Raw genomic sequence first — 21,278 nt, forward strand, 5'->3', positions numbered from 1 at the left:
GTGTACTCTTACTTGAATTATATCCTTTTTTACTTTTTAACTTTTTTGATACCACAAAAAAGAACCCTCGTGCCGAAAACACACGAAGGTTCCTCTTCCATCCTATTCACTTATTATTTTTCGGATCGAGCGCATCGCGCAGAGCGTCGCCGATGAAATTGATGCTCAGCACGCATAGAATAATCATGACGCCCGGCGGAATCCAGAGCCACGGCTGGGAGGTCAGCACCGACAGCGTCTGGGCGCTGGAGAGCATGTTGCCCCAACTTGGCGCTGGCGGCTGGACGCCGAGGCCGAGGAAGCTGAGCGCCGCCTCGTCCAGGATCGCTCCGGCAATGCCCGAAGTCGCGTAAATCAGTATCGGCGCAATCGTGTTCGGCAGGATATGCCGGAACAGAATGCGCGGAACGCGATAGCCGAGCACGACGCTCGCTTTCACGTAATCCGTCTCCTTAAGCGACAGCACGTTGCCGCGCACGAGACGGGCGACGGCTGGCCAGCCGAGGAAGCCAAGAATGAATATCATATTTTTCAGTCCCGGCCCGACGATGCTGGCCACGACCAGAATAAGAATGATGTTCGGGAACGACATGAACATATCCGTAATACGCATAATAAGTCCGTCAATTTTGCCGCCTGCGTAGCCGGAAATAAGGCCGAGCAGCGTGCCTAAAGCAGCAGAGATCGCAACCGCACCGAGACCAACCATGATCGATACTCGTCCTGCGTAGAGCAGCCGAGTCAATTGGTCGCGCCCAACCTGGTCGGTGCCGAGCAAATGTTGGCCTGACGGCGGTGCGCCGAAGCTCTCCGTGACCGTCGTAGGCTCATAAGGCGTCAGAAAAGGCGCGAAAGCGGAGCATAGTATGAGCAGTATGATGACGACGACGCCTGCAACCGCCAGCTTATGGCGCATGAAACGGCGAAGAAACAGCCTTCTGCCGCTTTCCTCCGCGCCCCGATCCCCGCTATTCGATTCGACGGGCGGCGGCTCCGTAGAACCGCCCGACCCCGCTACGATGTTTTGTTCCAGTTTCATTAACCGCCGCTCCTAGTAACTGTTTTTGATTCTCGGATCAACAACGGCATACGCGATGTCCGTCAGCAAGTTGGCTACAATAACGACCATCGCCGCCACCAGATTCAATCCCATTATCGTAGAGTAATCGCGGCTCATAATCGACGACATCGTCAATTGACCAATGCCCGGCCACGAGAAGATTTGCTCGATTACGACGGCCCCGCCGAACAGAATCGGAATTTCCATGCCAAGTACGGTCACAATCGGAATAAGGGCATTCCGCATCGCATGCCGATTAACGACTAGAAACTCCTTCAGCCCTTTCGCCCTGGCCGTCCGCAAGTAATCTTGTCCCAGTATCTCCAGCATACTGGAGCGGACATACCGAATATTACGACCGGCTACATTCGCCGTCAGCACAATGACCGGCAGGATCATATGCTTCAGGACGTCGCCAATTCCTCCGCCGCCTCCGAGCGTTGACATGCCCCCGGACGGCAGTATATTCAGCCAAATAGAGAACACATAGATGAGACCTAAGCCGAGAAAAAAGTTCGGTATCGAAATGCCGAGAAACGATCCCGTCACCGCAAAGTAATCAAGCTTGGAATACTGCTTCGTCGCGCTCAATATGCCAAGCGGAATCGCAATCAACAGGCCGAGCACCAGCGATATTCCCATGATCAGCAGCGTTGGCCCCATCCGATCCAAAATGATCTTGCTCACCGGCTCGTAAGTAATCATCGAGTAGCCGAGATTGCCCTGCAGCATATTGCCGAGCCAGCTCAAATATTGCACGTAAGGCGGCTGGTCGAGACCGAGCTCCAGCCTTTTCGCCTCAATGGCTTCCGCCGGCAGCTTCGGGCTGACCAGCATATCGACCGGATCGCCCGGAGCCATCATCATAATGATGAAGTTGATAATCGTCACGCCAAGCAGGACAGGCACAGCTATCAAGATGCGGCGCATAAAATAAGTGAACAAGCTCAACACCTCAGATCTTAATCAATAGGAAAAAAACAAGCGAAAGGATGGTCCGCATCGCCTGTCAGGGCCGGCTCCTGCAGCCTGCATTTCTCCTGCGCGTTCGGACAGCGCGTATGAAAACGGCAGCCGCTCGGCGGGTTGACCGGACTCGGCACATCGCCGGCAAGCTCGATCCGCTCCCGGCCGCGAAGACGCGGGTTCGGTATCGGAAACGCATCCAATAACGCTTTCGTATAAGGATGTCGAGGCCGTTCGAACAGCTCCTTCGTCGGAGCGATCTCGACGATTTTTCCCAAATACATAACCGCGATCCGGTCGCTTACATATTTGACCGCTCCAAGTCCGTGCGCAATAAACAAGTAAGTCAGCTTCAATTCCTTCTGCAAGCCCTTCAACAGGTTGAGCACCTGCGCTTGAATCGATACGTCCAGCGCCGATACCGGCTCGTCGCAGACGATCAGCTTCGGCCGCAGCGACAGCGCTCTGGCGATGCCGATTCGCTGCCGCTGTCCACCGGAAAACTCGTGAGGATAGCGCTGCTTGCTCGTTGCCGGAAGACCGACAATCTCCAGCAGCCGATCGACTTCCTTCGAAACCAGCTCCTTCGGCACGATCCGGTGAACGCGAAGCGGCTCTGCCAACAGGTCGCCTACATTCATCCGCGGGTTGAGCGAAGAGTACGGGTCCTGGAACACAATCTGCAGCTCGGTCCGCAACTTGATCATCTGCTCCCTTGAATAATGGGACACGTCGTCGCCCCGGAATAAAATGCGGCCTTCCGTTGGCTTCTCAAGTCCGACAATTGTCTTGCCGATCGTCGATTTCCCACAGCCCGACTCGCCGACCAGCCCCAGCGTTTCGCCCTCGCGAATCGCCAGCTGCACGCCGTCGACCGCTTTGACATTGCCTACCGTATGTTTAATAATGCCTTTGCGAATCGGATAATATTTTTTCAAGCCGTCCAGCGTCAGGAGAGGCGCTTCCCGCTCCAATTCTGTCGTCGTCATCGCTCTCCCTCCAGCTCGATTAGTTGTTTGGTCTCCCAGCAGCGGGCCAGATGGCCGTCCCGCGTCTCTACCAAAGCGGGCGGCACTTCCTCGCAATGCTTGGTCGCAAGAAAGCACCGGTTAGTGAACCGGCACCCTTTGATTTGATCGTATTTCACTGGCACCGCCCCCGGTATCGACTGCAGCTGCGCGCCCTCCGCCGCATCGAGATGCGGGATGGAACGCAGCAAACCGTGGGTATAAGGATGATGGGGTTCTTCGAACAGCGTGAACACATCGGTTTCCTCCACCACTTGCCCCGCGTACATGACGGCGACCCGATCGGCCATTTCCGCCACGACTCCGAGATCATGGGTAATCAATAGAACGGCTGTGCCAGCTTCCTGGCACAGCTCCTTCATCAGCTTCATAATTTGGGCCTGCACCGTTACATCAAGCGCAGTCGTCGGCTCATCGGCAATCAATACCTTCGGCTTGCAGACAAGCGCCATCGCAATCATGACGCGCTGCCGCATTCCTCCAGACAGAGCAAACGGATATTCGTCCATAATTTGTTCTGCACGAGGCAGACCAACCTTGCGCAGCATGTCCACGGCGCTTGCCCGCGCCGCTTTCTTATCAAGTCCCAAGTGAAGCTGAATGGCTTCTATTAGTTGGAATCCGATCGTAAGGACCGGGTTTAGGGAGGTCATCGGCTCCTGAAAAATCATCGAAATGCGATTGCCGCGAATGCTTCGCATCTCCTTCTCATCCAGCGCCAGCAAATCAGTGCCTTCCAGCACGATTTTACCGCCTTCAATCCGGCCGTTGTTGCCGAGCAGCCGCAGCAGCGACAGTGCCGTAACGCTCTTGCCGCTTCCCGACTCTCCTACAATCGCAAGCGTTTCCCCCGGCTTCAAGCGAAAGCTGACGTCGTCGACGCTGACGACCTTCCCCTTATCCGTGTCGAAGGAAGTCCGCAAATGGCTGACTTCGAGCACGTACTCCATCTCTTCTAACCACCTTCGATAAATTGGCTTACTTCACGTCCCATTCGTGAACATTGATGAACATGCCGAAGTCTTTCGGCTTCGCGTTCACGAGGCGGTTGTTGACGGCGCCGAGCGCCTTCGTTGCGTAGATGGACGGCATCGGCACGTCCTGCGCTACGATTTTTTGCAGGCTGCTGTACAGCTCCGTAATTTTAGCTTCGTCGGTTTCCGCTCCCAGCTTGGCGATCAGAGCTTCAACTTCAGCGTTTTTGTATCCGATTGGATTTCCTTCATTCAGGAAGTAAGCCAGATCCGGCAGCGGGTTAACCGGAGAAAGAGATACGGTCAAAATGCCAAGATCATAATCCGAACTTACAATCTTATCGATCAGCGTCGCAAGGTCGGCCATTTGAATTTTGACGTTAACGCCTGCTGCTTTCAGGTTCTCCGCCAAAATGTTGGACGCTTGCTCCAGCGTGCTGTCGCCCGACAATACCGACAACGTCAACGTTTTGCCGCTGTCCCAGCCGGATTCCTTCAGCAAGCTTTTCGCTTTCTCCACATCATATTGCGCCTGAGGCACCGATTTATCGAAGTAAGGGCTATAGCTAGTGAAGTAGCCGTCCACCGTTTCTCCCGCGCCTTTCATCAGATTATCCACGATCATGCTGCGGTTAATCGCATACGAAATCGCTTGGCGCTGCTTCGCATCCGGAACGGTTTTCTCGTTAATGTACATAAACTGTGTTGCGATTGGAGGACCGTCCACCGTCGTCACGCTGGAAAGGCCTTTCATTTTGTCATAATCCTGAATAGGAATGACGCCGAAGGAAGGCACGTTAATATCAATCTCGCCGTTTTGCAGCTGAGTCGAAATCGCAGGACCTTGCAGCACCTTGATGTTCAACTGATCGATTTTCGGAGCGCCTTTGAAATAATCCTTGTTCGCCGCCAGCTCCACGAACTGGTCACGGTTATAGTTGAGAAGCGTGAACGGACCGCTCGTTACAGTCGGCTTTTGGAAAAAGTCGCTTTTGTTAATCATATCTGGAGCGATATCCTTCAGCGCCGATTGCGGCAGCGTCAGCAAGTAACGGCCGATCGTATCTTGGAAAATGTTTAGCGTCGTCGGGGATTTCGTCGTCATCGTAAGCGTATGTTCGTCGACTTTCTTCACGCCCGCAATGTCCGTCGCCCCTTCCGCAGCATAACCGGCATCATCGATGCCTTCAATAATAGCGAACATGTAAGCGAAGTTGGACGCCACTTTCGCATTGGTCATCAGCTTCAGCGTGAAAATAACGTCGTCGGCCGTCACTGGAGCGCCGTCCGTCCATTTTGCGTTTGGATTCAGCTTAACCGTGAAGGTTTTGTTATCTGCCGTTTCAATAGAATCGGCCAGCATCGGCTTGAATTTCAAATCCTCGTCTAGTTCAACAAGCGGCGGGAACAGCAGTCCCGAAACATAAGAAGAAACTTGTCCAACCGGAGAAAGCGGGTTAAGCGCATTCGGAGAATATGTAACGCCAACGTTGATGATTTTCTTGCCGCCTTTGGAGCCTTCCCCTCCGCCCGCAGCACCGTTGCCAGCACCGTTATTCGAGCTGCTGCAAGCGGATACGAGCATCATGATTCCGATTAATACGACTGCAAAAGATGCATTAAGCTTATTTCTACCTTTCATGTAGACACCCCTTGACTAATTCCTATTAGTTCAATCTGAATACATTAAACTATCTGCCTTTAAAAGCCTTTTGTCAATAGTATTATTCGCCAAATTACGACATATAATGACATAAAATGACGTTACTAAATAAGGCGAGAGCGGGCAAAAGCCCGTTATTGCTCGTTTTGTTGCCGCAACCAATCCTTCTATTCACTTTCACAGCCTACCGTGAAGCCGCCGATTGAAAGCCAGCCTTCAACGTCTTTAGTCGGTATAAACGGCTTCCTTCTCTCCCGCTTCTACCGCAAACGGCAGACGATTGTTCGCCGGAGGCATCGGGCAGTTGAAGTGAGGCGAGAATGCGCATGACGGAAGAAACGCTTTATTGAAATCGAGCTTAGCCTCCTTGCCATCTTCGCCGCCTAGCTGGACCAGAACCATGCGGCCTAAGCCGTAAGTGGATTGACCGCTTGTCCGATCACGGAAAATGACGACGAGCGCTTCGCCCGACGCGAAAGGCGTCAAGCGGTAAGTCTCGCCGTCCTTCTCAAAAGCGATGTCTCCTGGCGATAAGTGAGACCTAATCTGACCAGTTTCATCCGAAATATGCGAAAATTCAGCCGTATGCCCGCCTTCCTCATGCGGCAAATACAGGCCGCGAATGTTCCATTCTTCGTTGTAAGCGAAAAATGAAATATCCTCGAACCGCCGCATCGCGTCGGACTCTACATCCCACACAGCCAGCAAATACGGCGATCCCGGTTGTTCGGTCGCCGTCGCCGTTCGATTGTCCGCGAACCGGACGACCGTATGCTCGGCCTCCAACACGACGGCGCCGTCCACCGTCTCGCCGTTCAGCGTAATTCCCTCATCCGCCGAAGCGGTTAGAACGAGCCCATGCTCGCTTCCATCAAGCGGCGCCCATAAGCCGGGAATGTCCTCGAATCTGACCGGGCCGTTCACGACATGCAAGCCAACTAATGCCAGATCTCCTTGCTCGCTTGATACGGACTCTCGCCGATAGGCCCGCCATTGTTCTAATTTATGGTTTTCGCTCATTGCAATCAGCCTTCCCGCTCAGCGATAAATCCGTTCAACAGGTCGATAAAATCGGCTTGTTCCTCAATAAACGGCATATGACCGCTTTGTTCGAAAATAACGAGCTGCGACTGAGGCAGCAGGCTGTGCATTTCTTCGGCTTGCGAAACTGGCGTAATCCAGTCGTGGCGAGCAGCTACGATCAACGTAGGAACGTTTACTTCCGGCAGCTTGCCGCGTACGTCATACTGCGGGATGAAGTGCTTGAACGTGTAGTTCGTAACATCAAGCGAGCCAATCGGACGGTTGCCCGTCTCGCGCATGAGTTCTTCGTCTTTCACATGGAAATACAGCGGGAAGTTCAAATCCCACCAGCGAATGAGATGCGCTTCGTCTTTAATTCGCCCCTCGAACAGCTCTGGAATCGCCTTCAATTGCTCCGGCGTTGCTACACGGCCGGCGAACGCAAGCGCGTCAGGGTAAAAGTTTTTGCTTGGAGCGGTACATACCAGCAGCAGGCTAAGCAGCGAAGACGCGTACTTGGTCGCATAGACCTGCGCTACGAAACCGCCAAACGAATGGCCAAGCACATGTATGCGTTCCAGTCCGAGATACTGACGCAAAGCTTCAATATCGTCGGCAAGCTGCTCCAATGTGCAGATCGCGGGGTCCACACGCTCCGATTGGCCGTTGTTCCGTTGATCCAAATAAACGATCTGCATCTGTTCCGCCAAAGGGGTTAGCCAAGGCTTGAAATCGGAATGATCGCTGCCCGGTCCGCCGTGAACAACGAACAATACCGGTTTCCGCTTCATCGTATCGCCTACAGGCACGTAACCGGAGCCTTCCACGTCAAAGTAAATCTTGGTGTCGTTAATCGAAGCAAACATGTGTGTGCACGCAACTTTCTTTATATTGTAGTCATTTCATAAAAAGGAAGCCTGCTGCCAGGCTCCTCGTCCCATTTTATAGTTTAGCAACAGGGTCGTGATAGGCACCCTATTATCATCTTATTGTCCCATTATCTATATGTTCTAGACGCTTTGTCAACAAAGCTTACGAATGCCGCTCCGTATCAAGATGCCGTGTTCACCCGATTGACAAAAATACGGACTCTTTCTATACAAATAAAGGCAGAAACGCCTGCCGTAACAGGGCTTCTGCCTTTACTCTATCTAGTCGAGCTTTCATTAAAATTCCCTTACATACGGGCTGTTTCTTCCTTCGCCATCGAGCGGATATAGAAGTAGCCCGGCACCGCACAAAGAAGAAAGGTGAAAAACGCAATGGCGGAGGCTTGCTCGCGTTCTCCGAATACGCCAAAAACTTGCTGCATCGCCACGCCAAGCATTTGCGGAGCATTCTGACCCATAAGGAACGGCGCGGTGAACGATCCCATGACGCCCATGAAAACAAATGTGAACGCGACCAAGAACGTTTTATATGACAAAGGAAAAATAAAACGGAAGAAGATGCTCATTCGTCCTGCCCCAACGTCCTTGGCGCTCTCGATAACCGAGTTCGGAATGCCCGCAATAGCGGAGCTGAGCAGCATTGTCGCGAATGGGATGTTGAACCACAAGTTCGCGATAACGAGCCCTTTCATATCGAAAATGATTCTAGGCAGCTCAAGGCCAAACGGAAGCAGCAGACGGGCCAGCCAGCCATGATTGCCAAGCAAATTCATCAGGCCGTAAGTCGCGATAACGCCCGGAATAAACATCGGGATCATGTAGGTCTTGCGGATCCATCTAACAATCCAGCCTGAGCTGAAGCGAAGGTACAGCGCCATTACGTAACTAATTGCCAATACGAGCAGGCAGGAGATGATCGTAACTTTAAGGGTATATACGATGTTGGCCCGCATCCCGACGTCCGTAAACAACGCTTGGTAGCGGCTGAAATCGTAACCGCCCGATACACCTCTTAGACTTGCTATAAAGGATTGTATAATGGGCAAAATGACTATGGTGAATAGGAGTAGGAAAGCGGGGCCGACAAGTGTCAGCCCCCAAATCGCTTGCTTGGTGTTTTTACTCATTGGGCAGCGACTTCGCTTTGCCAGCGTTTGTTAATTTCTTTATCCAGCTCGCCAAGGTTGAACGAACGGAAGCCTTCAGCTACTCCGCTGAACTTGTCTTGAACTTCTTGGGACATGTGCGAAAGCTCGATGCCCGGGAATCCATTCATTTTATCTACGATAACCTCTTGCGCTTCTGGAGAAAGTACGAAGTTAAGGAATTGATAGACCGCTTCTTTCTTATCAGACAGCTTGTTCACCATCAAGTAGGTCGGTCCTCCGTTGAAGCCAGGCGTAATTTGCTGCAGCTTCACATATTCCGGCAGCAGCTTCTCGTTCAACTGCTGTAGCGCCATATCGGACCAAGCTGGGATCATATCAACCTCGCCGTTTTGCAGCAAATCGAGCGTGCCTTGATTTTTCTTCGGATAGATGCCTTTGCCGTACACATCTTTCCCCAGATCCTTCAGCACTTTGAAGCCTTTATCCCACTCGGACATGACCGACGGGTCGCTGTTATGAATCGCTTCTTCCGGCAAGCCGTTGTAGAGAACCGTGTTAACGAACGAGCTGCCCGATCCACCTGTGGACGGATCGTTATAAGCGAATTTGCCCGGATTGCTGTGGATCCACTCCAACAGCTCGTCCAGCGTCTTCGGCGGGTTAGCTACCTTCTCGCTGTTATAGGCAAGCACGACCGCGGAGGCACGGTAAGGAACAGCGAATTGCTTCACATCCTGCATCGTCTTCGCATTCACATTGCCCAAGTTTTTGATCGCATCGGCCGACAGCGTCTCCCATACGTCTTCTTTGCCGCCCTGGGATACGACGTTAATCCCATCCTCGTATAAATCAATACCGCCGGAGCCTTTTCCAGCCTGCTTTGCCGCCAAAATACGATCGTATGTCGGCTGTGCGCCCGTACCGGATGGAAGGTATACGGCCTCCACGTCGATTGTCGGATTTTCCTTCTCGAACATTGGAACGAGCGTATCCCACAAGTCTTTGACATTCTGTGAGCCCGTGAAATAGAAACTGAATTTTACCTGTTCTGCAGCAGCGGGCGGTGTTGGTGAATTCGCAGCTGCATTGTTTTTGTTTTCGGTTTCGGTTTGCGCTCCGCAGCCAGTCAGCGCCATAATCGAAACGGTTGTCGCACAAGCAATAGTCATCAGTTTTTTCATGGTTTCTCTTCCTCCCGGAATATCTCTATTTTTTGGTCAAGCACATGGATAAGCTAGCGTTTTGGAGTAATCGACTTGCACTTGCTGTCCGACGGACAATTCGCGGACGGCTTCCTTCGGCTGGAAGCTGCGGACCGTGAAACCGTCCTCCAACTGAACCGTTATTTCCGCATAATGTCCAAGCACCATCAACTGTTTAATAACTCCTTGCAGTCCTTCCCCGCTTTTCTGCCCGGAACGAATTATCACATCCTCGGGTCTTGCAGCGACCGTTACCTTGCCGGCCAATCCTTTCGGATTCGGGAATTCGGATCGTCCCGCACGAATGACGCCTTGCTCGCCCACCCCCTCCAAAAAGTTCATTTTGCCGATAAATTCAGCCACGTACAGCGTCTCAGGCTCATCGTAAATGTTTCTCGGGTTGCCTACCTGCTCAATATGGCCGTGGTTCATCACCACGATCCGGTCGGATAACGCCAGCGCCTCTTCCTGGTCATGGGTGACAAAAACCATCGTTAGCCCGGTCTGCGATTGAATCTCCCGCAATTCCTCCCGCATCTCATGCCTCAGCTTCGCATCGAGCGCAGAGAACGGCTCGTCAAGCAGCAGCACCGCCGGTTTAAGCAGAAGCGACCTGGCAAGTGCTACGCGCTGCTGCTGTCCTCCCGAAAGCTGGCTCGGCAGCTTTTTCTCCGATCCAGGCAGCTGGACTAAGCGAAGCGCATCAGAAACAGCCTCGCGAATTTCCGCTTTTGGCATCTTGCGTATATGAAGGCCGAATGCCAGATTGTCAAATACGGACATATGCGGCCATAGATTGTAGCTTTGAAACACCATAGAAGTCGGCCGTTTCTCTGGGGGAAGCTTGATAACACTTTGTCCCTCGATCAAAATATCTCCGGAGTCCGGTTCCAGAAATCCGCCGATACTTCGCAGTACCGTTGTCTTGCCGCAGCCTGATGGACCAAGCAGAGTAACCAATTCGCCCTTGGCGACATCCAGATTGATCCCGGTCACGCCTTCGCCCGTTTTGTATTGTTTCGAAAGATTCTGTATGGAAAGTTGCATGCTTCTGTATTCCTCCTATTCCGAATTGTTGCGCTTTACTTGACCTGGAATCCGCTTGCTAGCACATCAGCGCTCACTAATCGCTGCGCCGCTAAAAGCAGAATCAAAGTCGGCGCCGTCAAAATGATCGAGAATACCGCGCCCGCGCTGGCAGGGAAATCCGAAACGATCGAATACATGACGATCGGCATCGTCTTGTAATCCGGTATGCCCACAAGAAACGTGCCCTGCGCCTCGTCCAGCGAGTTGAGAAACGTGAAGACGGAGGCCACAATAATTCCCGGCATAGCCATCGGCAGTGTAATGCTGCGGAAGACGCGGAACGGAGAAGCGCCCACATCTCTTGCCGATTCCTCCTGCGCAGCGTGTACGTTACGGAAAGCCGATGTCGGAATCCACGTCATAAACATCAGAACGTTAATCATGTGGATCAGCACGACACCCAGCAGCGTGTTCATCAGACCAAGACGATAGAACAGAACGGCAATGGCTACGTACAGCCCCATTTTAGGAAAGGCATGCGTTAGTAGAAATGAGAACAGGAACACTTTTTTGAACGGAAACCGGATACGGGCAAATGCATAGGCCGCCGGGATACAAATGACGATCGATAAGGCAGTGACCAGAGTAGCGATTAAAAAAGATAAGCCAATGGACGAGGCAATGTCATCCTTGCTCAAAACAAAGCTCCACCATTTCAACGACCACTGCTGCGGCAAGGCATCAGGATAGGTCCACTGGCCACTAAACGCCAGAACGGCGAGGTTTAGCAGAGGCCCGGCGAAAAACACGGCAAATACGGTCAATAATATAAACTCGACGATTCTTCTAGCGCCGACCGTACGGAAGTACCACCACACAATTTGTTGCTCCTTTCATTCGCCAACGGTAAGCCGCTAGCCGCTCATCATTTCGTAGATTGCCTCACAATCAGCTCACTCGGGTAAATGTTAAGCTGAGGGATGTCTTGTTCCTTGCGGATCAGCCTGTCGAGCAAATCGACTGCGTCTCTGCCCATGCTGGCGGTATCGACCTGAACCGTCGTCAGCCCGGGCGCGTACATCGCCGCATAATCAATGTTATCGAAGCCTAAGACGGAGGCTTGCCCAGGCACGGCAATCGAATGTTCCAGGAGTACCTTCATCGCTCCAAGAGCCAGCATGTCATTCGTAGCTACCAGAGCGCCGACTCTTCCCTCCGAGAACCACTCCAAATGCTTCTGCATCAAGGCGTAGCCCTGCTCGAACGTCGAATCCCGGGACGAAACGATTTCCAGCGTCTCGACTCCTCCAAGCTGCTCCAATCCGCGTTTGAATCCTTCCATGCGAAGGTTATGGCTGCGATGCTTCTGCGGCCCCGCAAAAACGAGAAAATGCCGATGGCCAAGCCCGTGCAGGTGCGCCGCCGCTTTCGCTCCGCCCTCCTCGTCATCGCTGACGAGATGAATGACCTCCGGGTCGTTCGTAGATCCGTTGACCATGAGGTACGGCACATTAAACTTCTTCACGTAATCCACAACATTTTGGCGCAGGCGGCTGATTAGAATGAGACCGTCCACCCGCTGTTCAAGCAAATAATCGGTTGAACGAAGCGACATTTCCCGATCCGTCTTCAGAAATATCGAGTAGCCCTTTGCTTCGGCTTGCATGAGGACGGCGTCGATAAGCTTGCTGTACAGCGGATGGGAGACAATCGGCAGCGTCTCTCGAAAGACGATCACGCCGATGTTATAGGTCCGCTGGGACACCATCGCCCGCGCAACGGCGCTAGGCTTGTATTGCAATTGTTCTACAATCTTCATAACGCGCTCCCGCACTTCGGGACTTGCATACCCATTTCCGGATATGACGCGCGATGCGGTTGATCTGGACACGCCAGCCAGAGCCGCAATCTCGTTTATGTTATAGCCCATTTACGGACGGATCTCCCTATACCAGTTTTGATTTCACAGCCTTAAGCGTATCGACGGTTCGTGTTGTAATCGAGCGCACGCCGAGCTCCGCGCAGCGCTTCATCTCCTCGACTTCATTCACGGTCCAGACGTAAACGGGCAGCCCGGCAGCTTCAGCGATTTCAATCATTTTGCCGCTTACAGCAGGGTACGGCACGTTCAGACCGAAGCACCCGGCATCAAGCGCTTCTTCACACGATCGGGTGACTGCTTCCTCATAGGTCATCATCCGAAAATGCTCAACGTTCACATTGAGCAGCAGCCGCATGTCTGGCACCACACTTTTCGCTTGAAGCGCACGCTCGTAGGAGCAGCCGCTCATAAATACGTTATCCGCTACATCCATTCGCCTAACAAGCTTAGAAACCGGCTCGAGCGCACTGTCCGTTTTCATATCCAGATTAATCATCGTCTCGGAACCTTTCACAAGCATAAGCAGCTCCTCCAGAGCAGCAACCGGCGTTTCAGCATGCTCCGACAGCTCCTGATAAGTCATACTGGAGAGGCTTGCCATCCCCCCGCTCGTCATTCGGATTTCATCGTCATGGCTTAAGACGGGCACTCCGTCTTTCGTCACGCGTATATCATCTTCGATAATGTCAGCGCCAAGCGCCAATGCAGCGCGTGCGGATGCGATGGAATTCTCGGGCTTCCCCATGCAGCCGGTATGCGCGGTAATTAGCGGAAATTCATTCATTCGGTCGCCTCCTTGTCAAAATAAATGGCATTCGTAAAAGCAACCAGCGCGCGTACGCCGCTAACCGTGCCCCAAAGCTCGGCTCTAATCCAAGCAGGGCGCTTCTCGTCTAGATCAAGCCCGATTTCATAATGCTTGTCCTCCGCTTCGATGCGCATCTCGGAAAGGATTCCTTCACTGCTGTTGACCACAAGCCGATACCGCTGATCTGGAAGCTGCCAAATCCCTTGCCGGACGGAAAACGAAAAGTGAACATGGATGGCATAACTCTCTTTGTCCTCAGGAAGACCAACAGGAACCGCGGAGCCAAGCTCATAAACAGCTCCGTTCTCTTTGCCGTGCACTTCCATCGTAACAAGCGGTCCAATTGTGACGGCAACTCGGCCTTCTCTCAAGGCGTTCACGGCTGCTTCCTGTAAGGAATGTTTCTCTTCCTTCAGACCAAGGTAGGTTACGGACAGAGGATCCTTCGTCTCCTCTTGGCGATGCCAATCCCGCCCAGAGGTGGCCGCTATACGGACACCTTCGTTCAGCAGACGCGTCCATAACGCGAAAGCCCGCTGGTTGTCCAGCTTCACTGGCGCGAAGGTCGTCGACCATACCTCGATATAATCGAAAGCGTTCCAATCGCGGATTTTAAATTCCCAGAAGCATCCCGTACAGACAGGCGTACCAATACGAAACGGATGAGCCAGGCCTGCGACGCCTCCTTGCTTATGCACTTTTGCTACATCGGCATCAATGGTGTCAGGTTCCGCTTTGCGCCAATCGACGAACGAGTCTAGACCAACCGTAACCATGTGTCCGTGAAATGTCGTCCATTCCATTCCCGGCAGTATGGCGATCCCCGTTTCCTGCTCGATCTCCTCTTTCCCCTGCAAGCCCGACATTGTGTTATGGTCGGTCAATGCGATACATTCGAAGCCGAGTAGTTTCGCTCCCCTAGTAAGCTCGAGCAGCGTTTGTTTTCCATCGCTATGAATCGTATGAGTGTGAAGCTCGCTAGCCAGCCATTTCATTCGGCATCATCCTCCTCGTCCGCCCAAACCCGGAGCTCGTACGTGCAGCCTTCCGTCACGACAGAATGGACACTGACTGTAACCGACCACTCACCCGCACTAATCGGCCCTTTCATAAGGCCAGGCGAAGCATCCTCGGCAGAAAGGATCAGCTTCTGCTGCGGATCATGCCGATGGCATGCACCCCGGTAGCCGTCCGGCGCATCTACGGTTAGGGTCAATAAATTGGATAGCGTCGTCTCGCGCTCCAAAGAGCGCATTGCCGCAGCTCTTTGTTCGGGTTCGAAGTAGCGGTCAACACAGTCCGCCATAAATTCCCTGACACGCTTCTCGTCCTCTAGCAGCTTCGGGGAGTATGAAAATTCAATATGCAATTTCGATTTCGGTTGTAGGAGTTCAAACTTGCTGCTAATATGCGTGCTCATATGATGAGGCGTTAGGGCTTGCATTTTATCGATCAGCATCGTTGATCGTATCCTTTCTTCTTAGATGTGGGATCGCTCTCAGATGGGATCGTTCTCACACACTCAATTTACAGCCGAAATGTTCGTGCTTTGTTATTCGGGTTAAAAGGTTTTGTAAATGAGAGGGCCAGACAGCAGCTATTCGCCTTACGAGGTGTATTCCCCTGTACACGAACAAAGGCAGAATCGCCTGGGATACAGGGATTCTGCCTTTTAATTGTCCTTTGTTATTTAGCTCTAGCGCTGCGCATTGCCGGGACGACCTTGACGCTGCCATCGGCTCCGCTCGCGTAATGCGCGTACTCGGGGGAATCGACCGGATAGAGCGCCAATTTGCCTTCCTTGTTAAAATGGATGCCCCAGCCGTATTTTTTCGGCAGCATCGAGGTACGCAAGCAAGCTTGCGACTTGCCAAAAAACGCGGCTCTGATCGATTCGCCGTTCTCGGCCTTTTCCTGATCGCTGAAGCCTTTATGCAACAGGTGAACCTCGTATAGCAACTGCTCCATCGAGTAGACGTACGGCCGGTCCACCGCAAGCTCGTATTCGATGCTCGGCTTGGATAGGCCGTTTTTCTTGTCCGGCGGCACAATGCCGGTCAACGCTGTACTGTCCGGCGCAATCGTAATAAACGTATTGTAGTAATTTAAACTCATCGCTCTGCCTCCATGCGAGCAAATGACTCAACGAATTGTCGCATTGACGTCCATCCGCGCTCGTTATTCCCTTTATTTTACTTATTCTATTAAAAGAAGACAACCGCCTTGCACCGCACAATCGTCCAAGAGTATAGCTTTCAAGCCTCATATGATGAATAAAAAGGCAGGAGATGAGGGGTGGGCAGCATGGCAAGCGAAGACGGAGTCGTCTGGCATCTGTCATCGGTATCCAAAGAAGATCGCCGGCAACGCAACGGCCACCATAGCGGCGTCATTTGGTTAACGGGACTGTCTGGCGCAGGCAAGTCCACCTTGGCTGCCGGAGTGGAGACCTCGCTTCACGGGCTAGGCGTTCAAGTCTATGTGCTGGACGGAGATAATCTCCGGCACGGTCTTACGCGAGGCTTGGGCTTCGATTCGGCTGGACGTTCGGAAAATATTCGCCGGATCGGCGAAACGGCCAAGCTGTTCGTCGACGCCGGCCTGATCGTTGCTGTTGCCGCCATTTCTCCTTATCGGGAGGATCGCAAATTAGCCCGAGACCGATTCGCCCCTGACGAATTTATTGAAGTATTCGTCGATTGCCCGCTGTCAGAATGCGAACGGCGCGATCCAAAGGGGCTTTACCGGAAAGCAAGAAGCGGTGATATCGCTCAGTTCACTGGCATTTCCGCCCCTTACGAACGGCCTCTCCGGCCAGAAATGACGATCGATACCTCTTGCAGCACGGCAAGAGAATCGGTTTCATCTATTATTCAACTATTAATCCACAAACGCTGGATTTCCGAGCAAGATTTTGCCGAGAGCTAGGAGGAGGAATTGTTCAATGGACACCGATCCTTTGCTTTTGTTTATGCATATACCGAAAACTGGCGGCACATCCTTTACGCAAAGCTTGCTCAGCAACTATCCTCGGCTCGTGCAATATTATGAGGTTGGCAACAATCTCACGCTATTGGAATATTGCTTGGAGAAGGCGGATGCTTTCAGCGGCCATTTCCCGTTCGGGTACCACCTTTTGACGAAACGGCCCTGTACGTACGTCACTATATTACGCGACCCCGTTGAACAAATCGTTTCCTGGTTTTATTTTAAATATAAAAACCCGAGCTACCCGGAAGCTTATAATATCGGCCTTACGCTGGAAACTTATCTGCGCGAGCCGGCCTTTGACTCCGAATATGTCAACTTGCAGACGCGGCTTGTAAGCGGGGAGATCGACGTATTATTTCCCAACCTCAGTCTCGCTATGGCTAATTTGGATCGGTACTTCTCCTTTGTCGGCATCACCGAATTGTACGAGGAATCGTTGTTTCTTCTATCTAAACGGATGGGCTGGAAATTGAAGCATTACAAAAAATTAAATACAACGCCAAACCGCCCCCGAAAATCGGAAGTATCCGAGGAAGCGATTCGTTTGATCCGGCAAAAAAACGAGCTTGATATCGAACTGTACAGCTATGCCTGCCGCATACTGAACGAAACGATCACCGCCATGTCGCCCTCCGAGGAGCAGGAGCTGCTGCGCTATAAAAGAAGAGAAAAAAAATGGATGGCCTTCCTGCAACGGAAAGGACAGAGCAAGCCGTCATCGGAATAAGACTGAGAAGGCCTACGCATAAAGCTTGAGATCGGCAGCATGCAAGCCATGTAAAAAAGAACGCTCCTGCGCTATCGATTGAAGACTTTTCGATAGTGCAGATAGCGTTCTTTTTCATTTAGTCCGATGAGGTGGCTGTCGGCGGTTAGCATCGCATTTCAGGGAGCGGCCCCTAGGAGACGGTCAGTCGATAATTTCGCTCGCTTAGAAAGGCAGTATCGGCTGTCGGCAGCTCGGCCCTCGTCAGCGTTCTTTCTGTTATGGGCTGCTTGCCGTCTCCAAACCAGATCGACCAAACCTCAACCGGCCCAGCCTCCGCCTGCTCTAGCACATAATCGACAAGGTCACTCCGCCATTGCTCGTCGTGATTCCCTTCAACCATCGTTATGTAACACCGCTCTATATACTCGCGGGTTTCATACGGTAGATGCTTAGGCGTAAAAACATGAAACTTGCCAAAAGCGTTCGGATCCTCCGAAAATAATACGATCCCGTCCGGGTTCATCTCTTCCCACGGAATTATGCCTGCCGGTCTTTTTTGAGCAATCATGTCTTTCACCTTTAGTTTAATAATGCCTGTTTTATTAAGCTCGGGAAGCGCGTGGTCGGCAGCAACAAAACAGTAATGGCTCACCCGGTCATCCCTCCCCTATACAATCAAGCTGCTGATGGCGAAGGCAAAGCCCAAATATACGCAGAACAGCATAATGCCGACTGCCGTATTTCCGCGCACAAGCTGCTCGGACAGTTTGAAGCCCGGGGTAAGCAATTCGAATAACCAGTAAGCGGCTATCAAACATACATAACCGATTGCAAACCAAAGCATCATGAACCAGATCGATGAATTGGTATAGGCGGCAACGCCCAAAATAATAGCCGTCGAAAGAAACTTGCCGCCAAGCGCAAGACCAACGGCGACATTGCCCTTCTTCAGCTCTTCCATATCCTTGTAGGGCGTCATCCAGTTGAAAATAATCATGCCCAACAGTTGAAGCAATATAATAACGACGACGCTGACTACAATGTTAATAATGACCGTCAATCCGCCCACCCCCGAAATTTCGCGTATGCCAAATCGTATTCGGCAAAATCATGTATTTCCTCCAGCTTCGCTTTCACCTTTTTCAACTTCGTGAAAGCTTCGTATCGTTTATCGTCAATCGGCTGCTTGATCCGGTTGCCGGAAGGCAGCTCCACAACGGCGAAGTTGCGTGTCTTGCCCTCGAATTCAGTTTTATACACGCCAATCAAATCAAGCTCCGTCGTCAGCGAAAGCTTCAGCTTGCCCATATCTTCCTTGGCTTCTTTCTCGCTCTTAAACGTCTTGATCGTGTCCCAGCTGGAGAGCCGAATATCGTTGCGGTTATTCTCGTCCGCCGTAATGTCGGCGTCCATAAACTGCAGACTCCAAACGGCATCGCCAGTCGCATAATTACCGTCATTCGGCATCAGCTGATTGTCCGGCAAAACGGTCATATCGCTGCCGATAAGATCGCCAACCGTCCCTTCAACGATTTTATAATCCCATGGCACCCGAACGGTTCCCCTTTCTGGAGCGGCTGCCTGTTCTACCGATTGCGTATGAAATACAGATGATTGATTCATCCCGCATCCCGTCAACGCGAACGCGAGCATGCCTGTCAGTATGACGGCAGCCGCAGTCCGTCCACGCCGTCCCGCGGCATGCCGGTTACCTTCGCCGGACGATCCGCCCGGCTTTAAACGCGCTAGCATTCACTTCACCCCTATAGCGATAAATTGGCTGGCGTTGCCCGTAATCGGCCCGCCTGCTCTACCCAGCAATCCACAAGGCTTGCCGTTAATGACGAATACGCCGGTCAGCAAATGAAGCTCCCCTTCCGACGTCTCAATTCGCGCCAACTGAGCGCGCTTCTGATACACGCTTGGAAACATGACGCTCGTATCATAGCCGTCCCGATCTTCCAGCTCCAGTTCGCCTGCCGGTCCAAACAGTCGAACCGATCCTCCCTCGCGGCCGAACATCGATTTCGATACGAAATCGCCCTCGAAAACCGGTCGATTGTACGTTGGAAGCATGTAACGTTCGATCGTTTCTCGTTCTTGTTCCGTAAACAACTGGCCCAGCTCGTAAAGGCCCCAAACGACCGCGAGCAGCCCTTTGCTTTGAAGCAATATGCTGGCCGGCGGATTAAACAGCTTCAATTGTCCGGTTTCAATCGCATAGGCCAGCGCGTCTCCTCCATCGTCGACGGCCATCCATTCTTTCGGGTACAGAGCGAACATCCGCCGGATATTCCGGCCCTCTCCGTCCATTAATTGACCGTCGTCCACATATAGCTCCAAGCAATCGCGGCAATGTATATCCAACCCGCTATGCTTGACCATAGCCTCTATCGTTCCCGAGTCCTCCAAATGCTCGCCATACGCCACGCAAGCCGCCGTGTCCGGCTGCTCCTCGCCCCAAGCTGCGGCAACCAGACTGGCCATTTCCCCGTTCGGCGTGGACAGCCCCGTCTGCGCGCATACCCAAGGCGTCGCAATGGACGCTTCGACATAGCCGGTCGGCGTGTCGGCATTCAGCTCAAGCAGCTTAATAGAGCCCTCCTCGTCGATCGCAAAATCAAACCGGGCGTACCGGCTGATAAGCGGCTCATCCGGCAGCGGCTCGCCGTCGATCATGTCCCATAGAACCGGTGGAATGCCGATCAACGGATAAAAACCGCGGTTTCCATGCAAGTAACGGACTGCCCGGTCGAATACCGACCAGAGCGACGCCGATGCATTCATTAACTCCTCGTAAGCGCTGCGCTCCATCGCAACCGCTTGATCAAGCCAATACAGCTCCTCACCGATATCCGCCCACGAAAAACCGAGCCGCTTTAATTCCTCTACGCGGCTTGCGCGATCCGGATGCGGCTCTGCGACAACCTTGAAGACGGAGCGGCTCATCCTCCGAATCCGCCGCTCTTGAAGCTCGATCCGCTGCTTCTGCTGCTTGAACCGCTTGAGCTGCTTGAGCTTTTGCCAGAGCTCATCGAGCCGCTTGAGATTGCGCTTTTTTCGCTCGAGCCTCCGGAGGAGCTGAACCCGTTGGACTTGCCGCCGATCCCTCCAGGCTTCGAGGAAGTCGACCGTCTGACAATCGAACCGGTCGATTTCGATGTTTTGGGCGGAACCGAGGAACCGGAGACTTTCTTATTTTGAAACGTATCGGTAGAGTATGTCGCAGGCTTATACGGCTTGCTCGTCGACGTATGATAGACCGGTCGATTCGAATAGTAGGTGGATGGCGAATAACCGTAGCCTCTATTAAAAAGCAAATGATAGAGCAGCACATCGTCCCAGCCGAAGCCGCCGCCATGATGGACGACGGTCGTGTTGTTGACGGTTGTCGAACCGGCGCCGGAAGTCCCAGCGCCATTCTGTCCGGCCGACTCCTCTTCGTCTTCTGGATAAGGCAGGCTCCAATCTCCGTATTGATCGAAGTAAGCTTTGACCTCTTCTGTTGACCACGCCTTTAGCTGCGGCTCTGCCGACGGCGCCGCATTGGCGGTCGAGTATACGCCCGCTCCCAGCGCCGCATTCATGAGCAGCGCAACGCCAAGCGAAGTGGACAGCACGCGCAGCGGCTTCCCTTCCGAAGTAAACAGCCGCGAAGCTTGCGGCCCTTCTTTTTTCTCCTCTTGCTCCAAGATCGTTTCCTCCTTCAATTGCAGCCTCTATGTCTGCATCGGAACAAGCAGTAGCTCCAGATGCCCGTGATCCACGTTAAGACGGCCTTCGAGCGTCTCGTACTCCCTGCCGTTAAATACAAGATAATTGACGTGATCGAGCGAAGCGATCATCGTTCTGCTCCACCTGCGCCGGTCGATTTCCCGAAGCTCGCCTGTTGAACTCTTTTCCAATAAAACGACTGTTATTTCCTGATCCAAAATGTCTTCCGT

The 21,278-nt window shown here is 52.6% G+C and carries 24 protein-coding genes; 2 read left to right on the forward strand and 22 right to left on the reverse strand.

The window, feature by feature from the left end; translation table 11 throughout:
* Positions 1–106: 106 nt before the first annotated feature.
* The 16 genes from opp4C to ACFVTB_RS04355 all read right to left on the reverse strand — a co-directional run bounded on the left by opp4C (position 107) and on the right by ACFVTB_RS04355 (position 15,749).
* Complete coding sequence (gene opp4C / locus ACFVTB_RS04280) at positions 107–1,039, reverse strand: oligopeptide ABC transporter permease (RefSeq protein WP_387745669.1); 933 nt, start codon at positions 1,037–1,039, stop codon at positions 107–109.
* Positions 1,040–1,051: 12 nt separating this feature from the next.
* Positions 1,052–2,005 (reverse strand): ABC transporter permease, encoded by a 954-nt coding sequence (locus ACFVTB_RS04285; RefSeq protein ID WP_387745672.1) that lies wholly within the window; start codon positions 2,003–2,005, stop codon positions 1,052–1,054.
* Positions 2,006–2,022: 17 nt separating this feature from the next.
* Entirely contained in the window at positions 2,023–3,015 is a 993-nt protein-coding gene (locus tag ACFVTB_RS04290; protein WP_387745675.1) for an ABC transporter ATP-binding protein, read from the reverse strand.
* Positions 3,012–4,004, reverse strand: coding sequence for an ABC transporter ATP-binding protein (locus tag ACFVTB_RS04295; protein ID WP_387745678.1), 993 nt, complete (start codon positions 4,002–4,004; stop codon positions 3,012–3,014). Before ACFVTB_RS04295 ends, ACFVTB_RS04290 begins: the two co-directional genes overlap by 4 nt.
* 28 nt (positions 4,005–4,032) lie before the next feature.
* Positions 4,033–5,670 (reverse strand): ABC transporter substrate-binding protein, encoded by a 1,638-nt coding sequence (locus tag ACFVTB_RS04300; protein WP_387745681.1) that lies wholly within the window; start codon positions 5,668–5,670, stop codon positions 4,033–4,035.
* Positions 5,671–5,916: 246 nt separating this feature from the next.
* On the reverse strand, positions 5,917–6,711 hold the full coding sequence (locus tag ACFVTB_RS04305; protein ID WP_387745684.1) for a DUF1684 domain-containing protein: 795 nt from the start codon (positions 6,709–6,711) through the stop codon (positions 5,917–5,919).
* Positions 6,712–6,716: 5 nt separating this feature from the next.
* A complete protein-coding gene (locus ACFVTB_RS04310; protein WP_387745687.1) occupies positions 6,717–7,580 on the reverse strand; it encodes an alpha/beta fold hydrolase in 864 nt (287 codons plus the stop codon).
* Positions 7,581–7,891: 311 nt separating this feature from the next.
* Positions 7,892–8,731 (reverse strand): ABC transporter permease, encoded by an 840-nt coding sequence (locus ACFVTB_RS04315; protein ID WP_387745690.1) that lies wholly within the window; start codon positions 8,729–8,731, stop codon positions 7,892–7,894.
* The gene (locus ACFVTB_RS04320) at positions 8,728–9,894 is read right to left on the reverse strand and encodes an extracellular solute-binding protein (protein WP_387745693.1); all 1,167 of its coding nucleotides are present in this window, start codon (positions 9,892–9,894) and stop codon (positions 8,728–8,730) included. Before ACFVTB_RS04320 ends, ACFVTB_RS04315 begins: the two co-directional genes overlap by 4 nt.
* 36 nt (positions 9,895–9,930) lie before the next feature.
* The gene (locus ACFVTB_RS04325) at positions 9,931–10,962 is read right to left on the reverse strand and encodes an ABC transporter ATP-binding protein (protein WP_387745696.1); all 1,032 of its coding nucleotides are present in this window, start codon (positions 10,960–10,962) and stop codon (positions 9,931–9,933) included.
* 35 nt (positions 10,963–10,997) lie between these two features.
* The gene (locus tag ACFVTB_RS04330; RefSeq protein WP_387745699.1) at positions 10,998–11,822 is read right to left on the reverse strand and encodes an ABC transporter permease; all 825 of its coding nucleotides are present in this window, start codon (positions 11,820–11,822) and stop codon (positions 10,998–11,000) included.
* 47 nt (positions 11,823–11,869) lie between these two features.
* Entirely contained in the window at positions 11,870–12,874 is a 1,005-nt protein-coding gene (locus ACFVTB_RS04335; protein WP_387745702.1) for a LacI family DNA-binding transcriptional regulator, read from the reverse strand.
* Between the two features lie 16 nt (positions 12,875–12,890).
* Positions 12,891–13,610, reverse strand: a complete 720-nt coding sequence (locus ACFVTB_RS04340) for a glycerophosphodiester phosphodiesterase (protein ID WP_387745705.1) — start codon at positions 13,608–13,610, stop codon at positions 12,891–12,893.
* On the reverse strand, positions 13,607–14,629 hold the full coding sequence (locus ACFVTB_RS04345) for a CehA/McbA family metallohydrolase (protein WP_387745708.1): 1,023 nt from the start codon (positions 14,627–14,629) through the stop codon (positions 13,607–13,609). The genes ACFVTB_RS04340 and ACFVTB_RS04345 overlap by 4 nt, the downstream gene beginning before the upstream one ends.
* Positions 14,626–15,093: a hypothetical protein gene (locus tag ACFVTB_RS04350; protein WP_387745711.1), complete on the reverse strand. Its 468-nt coding sequence runs from the start codon at positions 15,091–15,093 to the stop codon at positions 14,626–14,628. Before ACFVTB_RS04350 ends, ACFVTB_RS04345 begins: the two co-directional genes overlap by 4 nt.
* A 227-nt stretch (positions 15,094–15,320) precedes the next feature.
* Positions 15,321–15,749, reverse strand: coding sequence for a DUF6157 family protein (locus ACFVTB_RS04355; protein ID WP_387745713.1), 429 nt, complete (start codon positions 15,747–15,749; stop codon positions 15,321–15,323).
* Positions 15,750–15,938: 189 nt separating this feature from the next.
* On the opposite strand from ACFVTB_RS04355, the gene cysC reads away from it, so the two are divergent.
* Complete coding sequence (gene cysC / locus ACFVTB_RS04360) at positions 15,939–16,562, forward strand: adenylyl-sulfate kinase (protein ID WP_387745716.1); 624 nt, start codon at positions 15,939–15,941, stop codon at positions 16,560–16,562.
* A gap of 16 nt (positions 16,563–16,578) precedes the next feature.
* The gene (locus ACFVTB_RS04365; protein WP_387745718.1) at positions 16,579–17,352 is read left to right on the forward strand and encodes a sulfotransferase family 2 domain-containing protein; all 774 of its coding nucleotides are present in this window, start codon (positions 16,579–16,581) and stop codon (positions 17,350–17,352) included.
* Positions 17,353–17,524: 172 nt separating this feature from the next.
* Here the strand turns inward: ACFVTB_RS04365 and ACFVTB_RS04370 are convergent, their stop codons facing one another.
* Genes ACFVTB_RS04370 through ACFVTB_RS04395 form a run of 6 tightly spaced genes read right to left on the reverse strand, consistent with a single transcriptional unit; the run spans position 17,525 to position 21,266 of the window.
* Positions 17,525–17,986, reverse strand: coding sequence for a hypothetical protein (locus tag ACFVTB_RS04370; protein WP_387745721.1), 462 nt, complete (start codon positions 17,984–17,986; stop codon positions 17,525–17,527).
* Positions 17,987–18,001: 15 nt separating this feature from the next.
* On the reverse strand, positions 18,002–18,394 hold the full coding sequence (locus tag ACFVTB_RS04375) for a DUF350 domain-containing protein (RefSeq protein WP_387745724.1): 393 nt from the start codon (positions 18,392–18,394) through the stop codon (positions 18,002–18,004).
* The gene (locus ACFVTB_RS04380) at positions 18,391–19,086 is read right to left on the reverse strand and encodes a signal peptide protein (RefSeq protein ID WP_387745727.1); all 696 of its coding nucleotides are present in this window, start codon (positions 19,084–19,086) and stop codon (positions 18,391–18,393) included. The genes ACFVTB_RS04375 and ACFVTB_RS04380 overlap by 4 nt, the downstream gene beginning before the upstream one ends.
* The gene (locus ACFVTB_RS04385) at positions 19,087–20,283 is read right to left on the reverse strand and encodes a glutathionylspermidine synthase family protein (RefSeq protein ID WP_387745730.1); all 1,197 of its coding nucleotides are present in this window, start codon (positions 20,281–20,283) and stop codon (positions 19,087–19,089) included.
* Positions 20,280–21,026, reverse strand: a complete 747-nt coding sequence (locus tag ACFVTB_RS04390; protein ID WP_387745733.1) for a hypothetical protein — start codon at positions 21,024–21,026, stop codon at positions 20,280–20,282. Before ACFVTB_RS04390 ends, ACFVTB_RS04385 begins: the two co-directional genes overlap by 4 nt.
* 27 nt (positions 21,027–21,053) lie before the next feature.
* The gene (locus ACFVTB_RS04395; protein ID WP_387745736.1) at positions 21,054–21,266 is read right to left on the reverse strand and encodes a hypothetical protein; all 213 of its coding nucleotides are present in this window, start codon (positions 21,264–21,266) and stop codon (positions 21,054–21,056) included.
* Positions 21,267–21,278: the final 12 nt, after the last annotated feature.

The sequence above is a fragment of the Paenibacillus sp. NPDC058071 genome, assembly GCF_042885235.1.
Lineage (GTDB): Bacteria > Bacillota > Bacilli > Paenibacillales > Paenibacillaceae > Pristimantibacillus.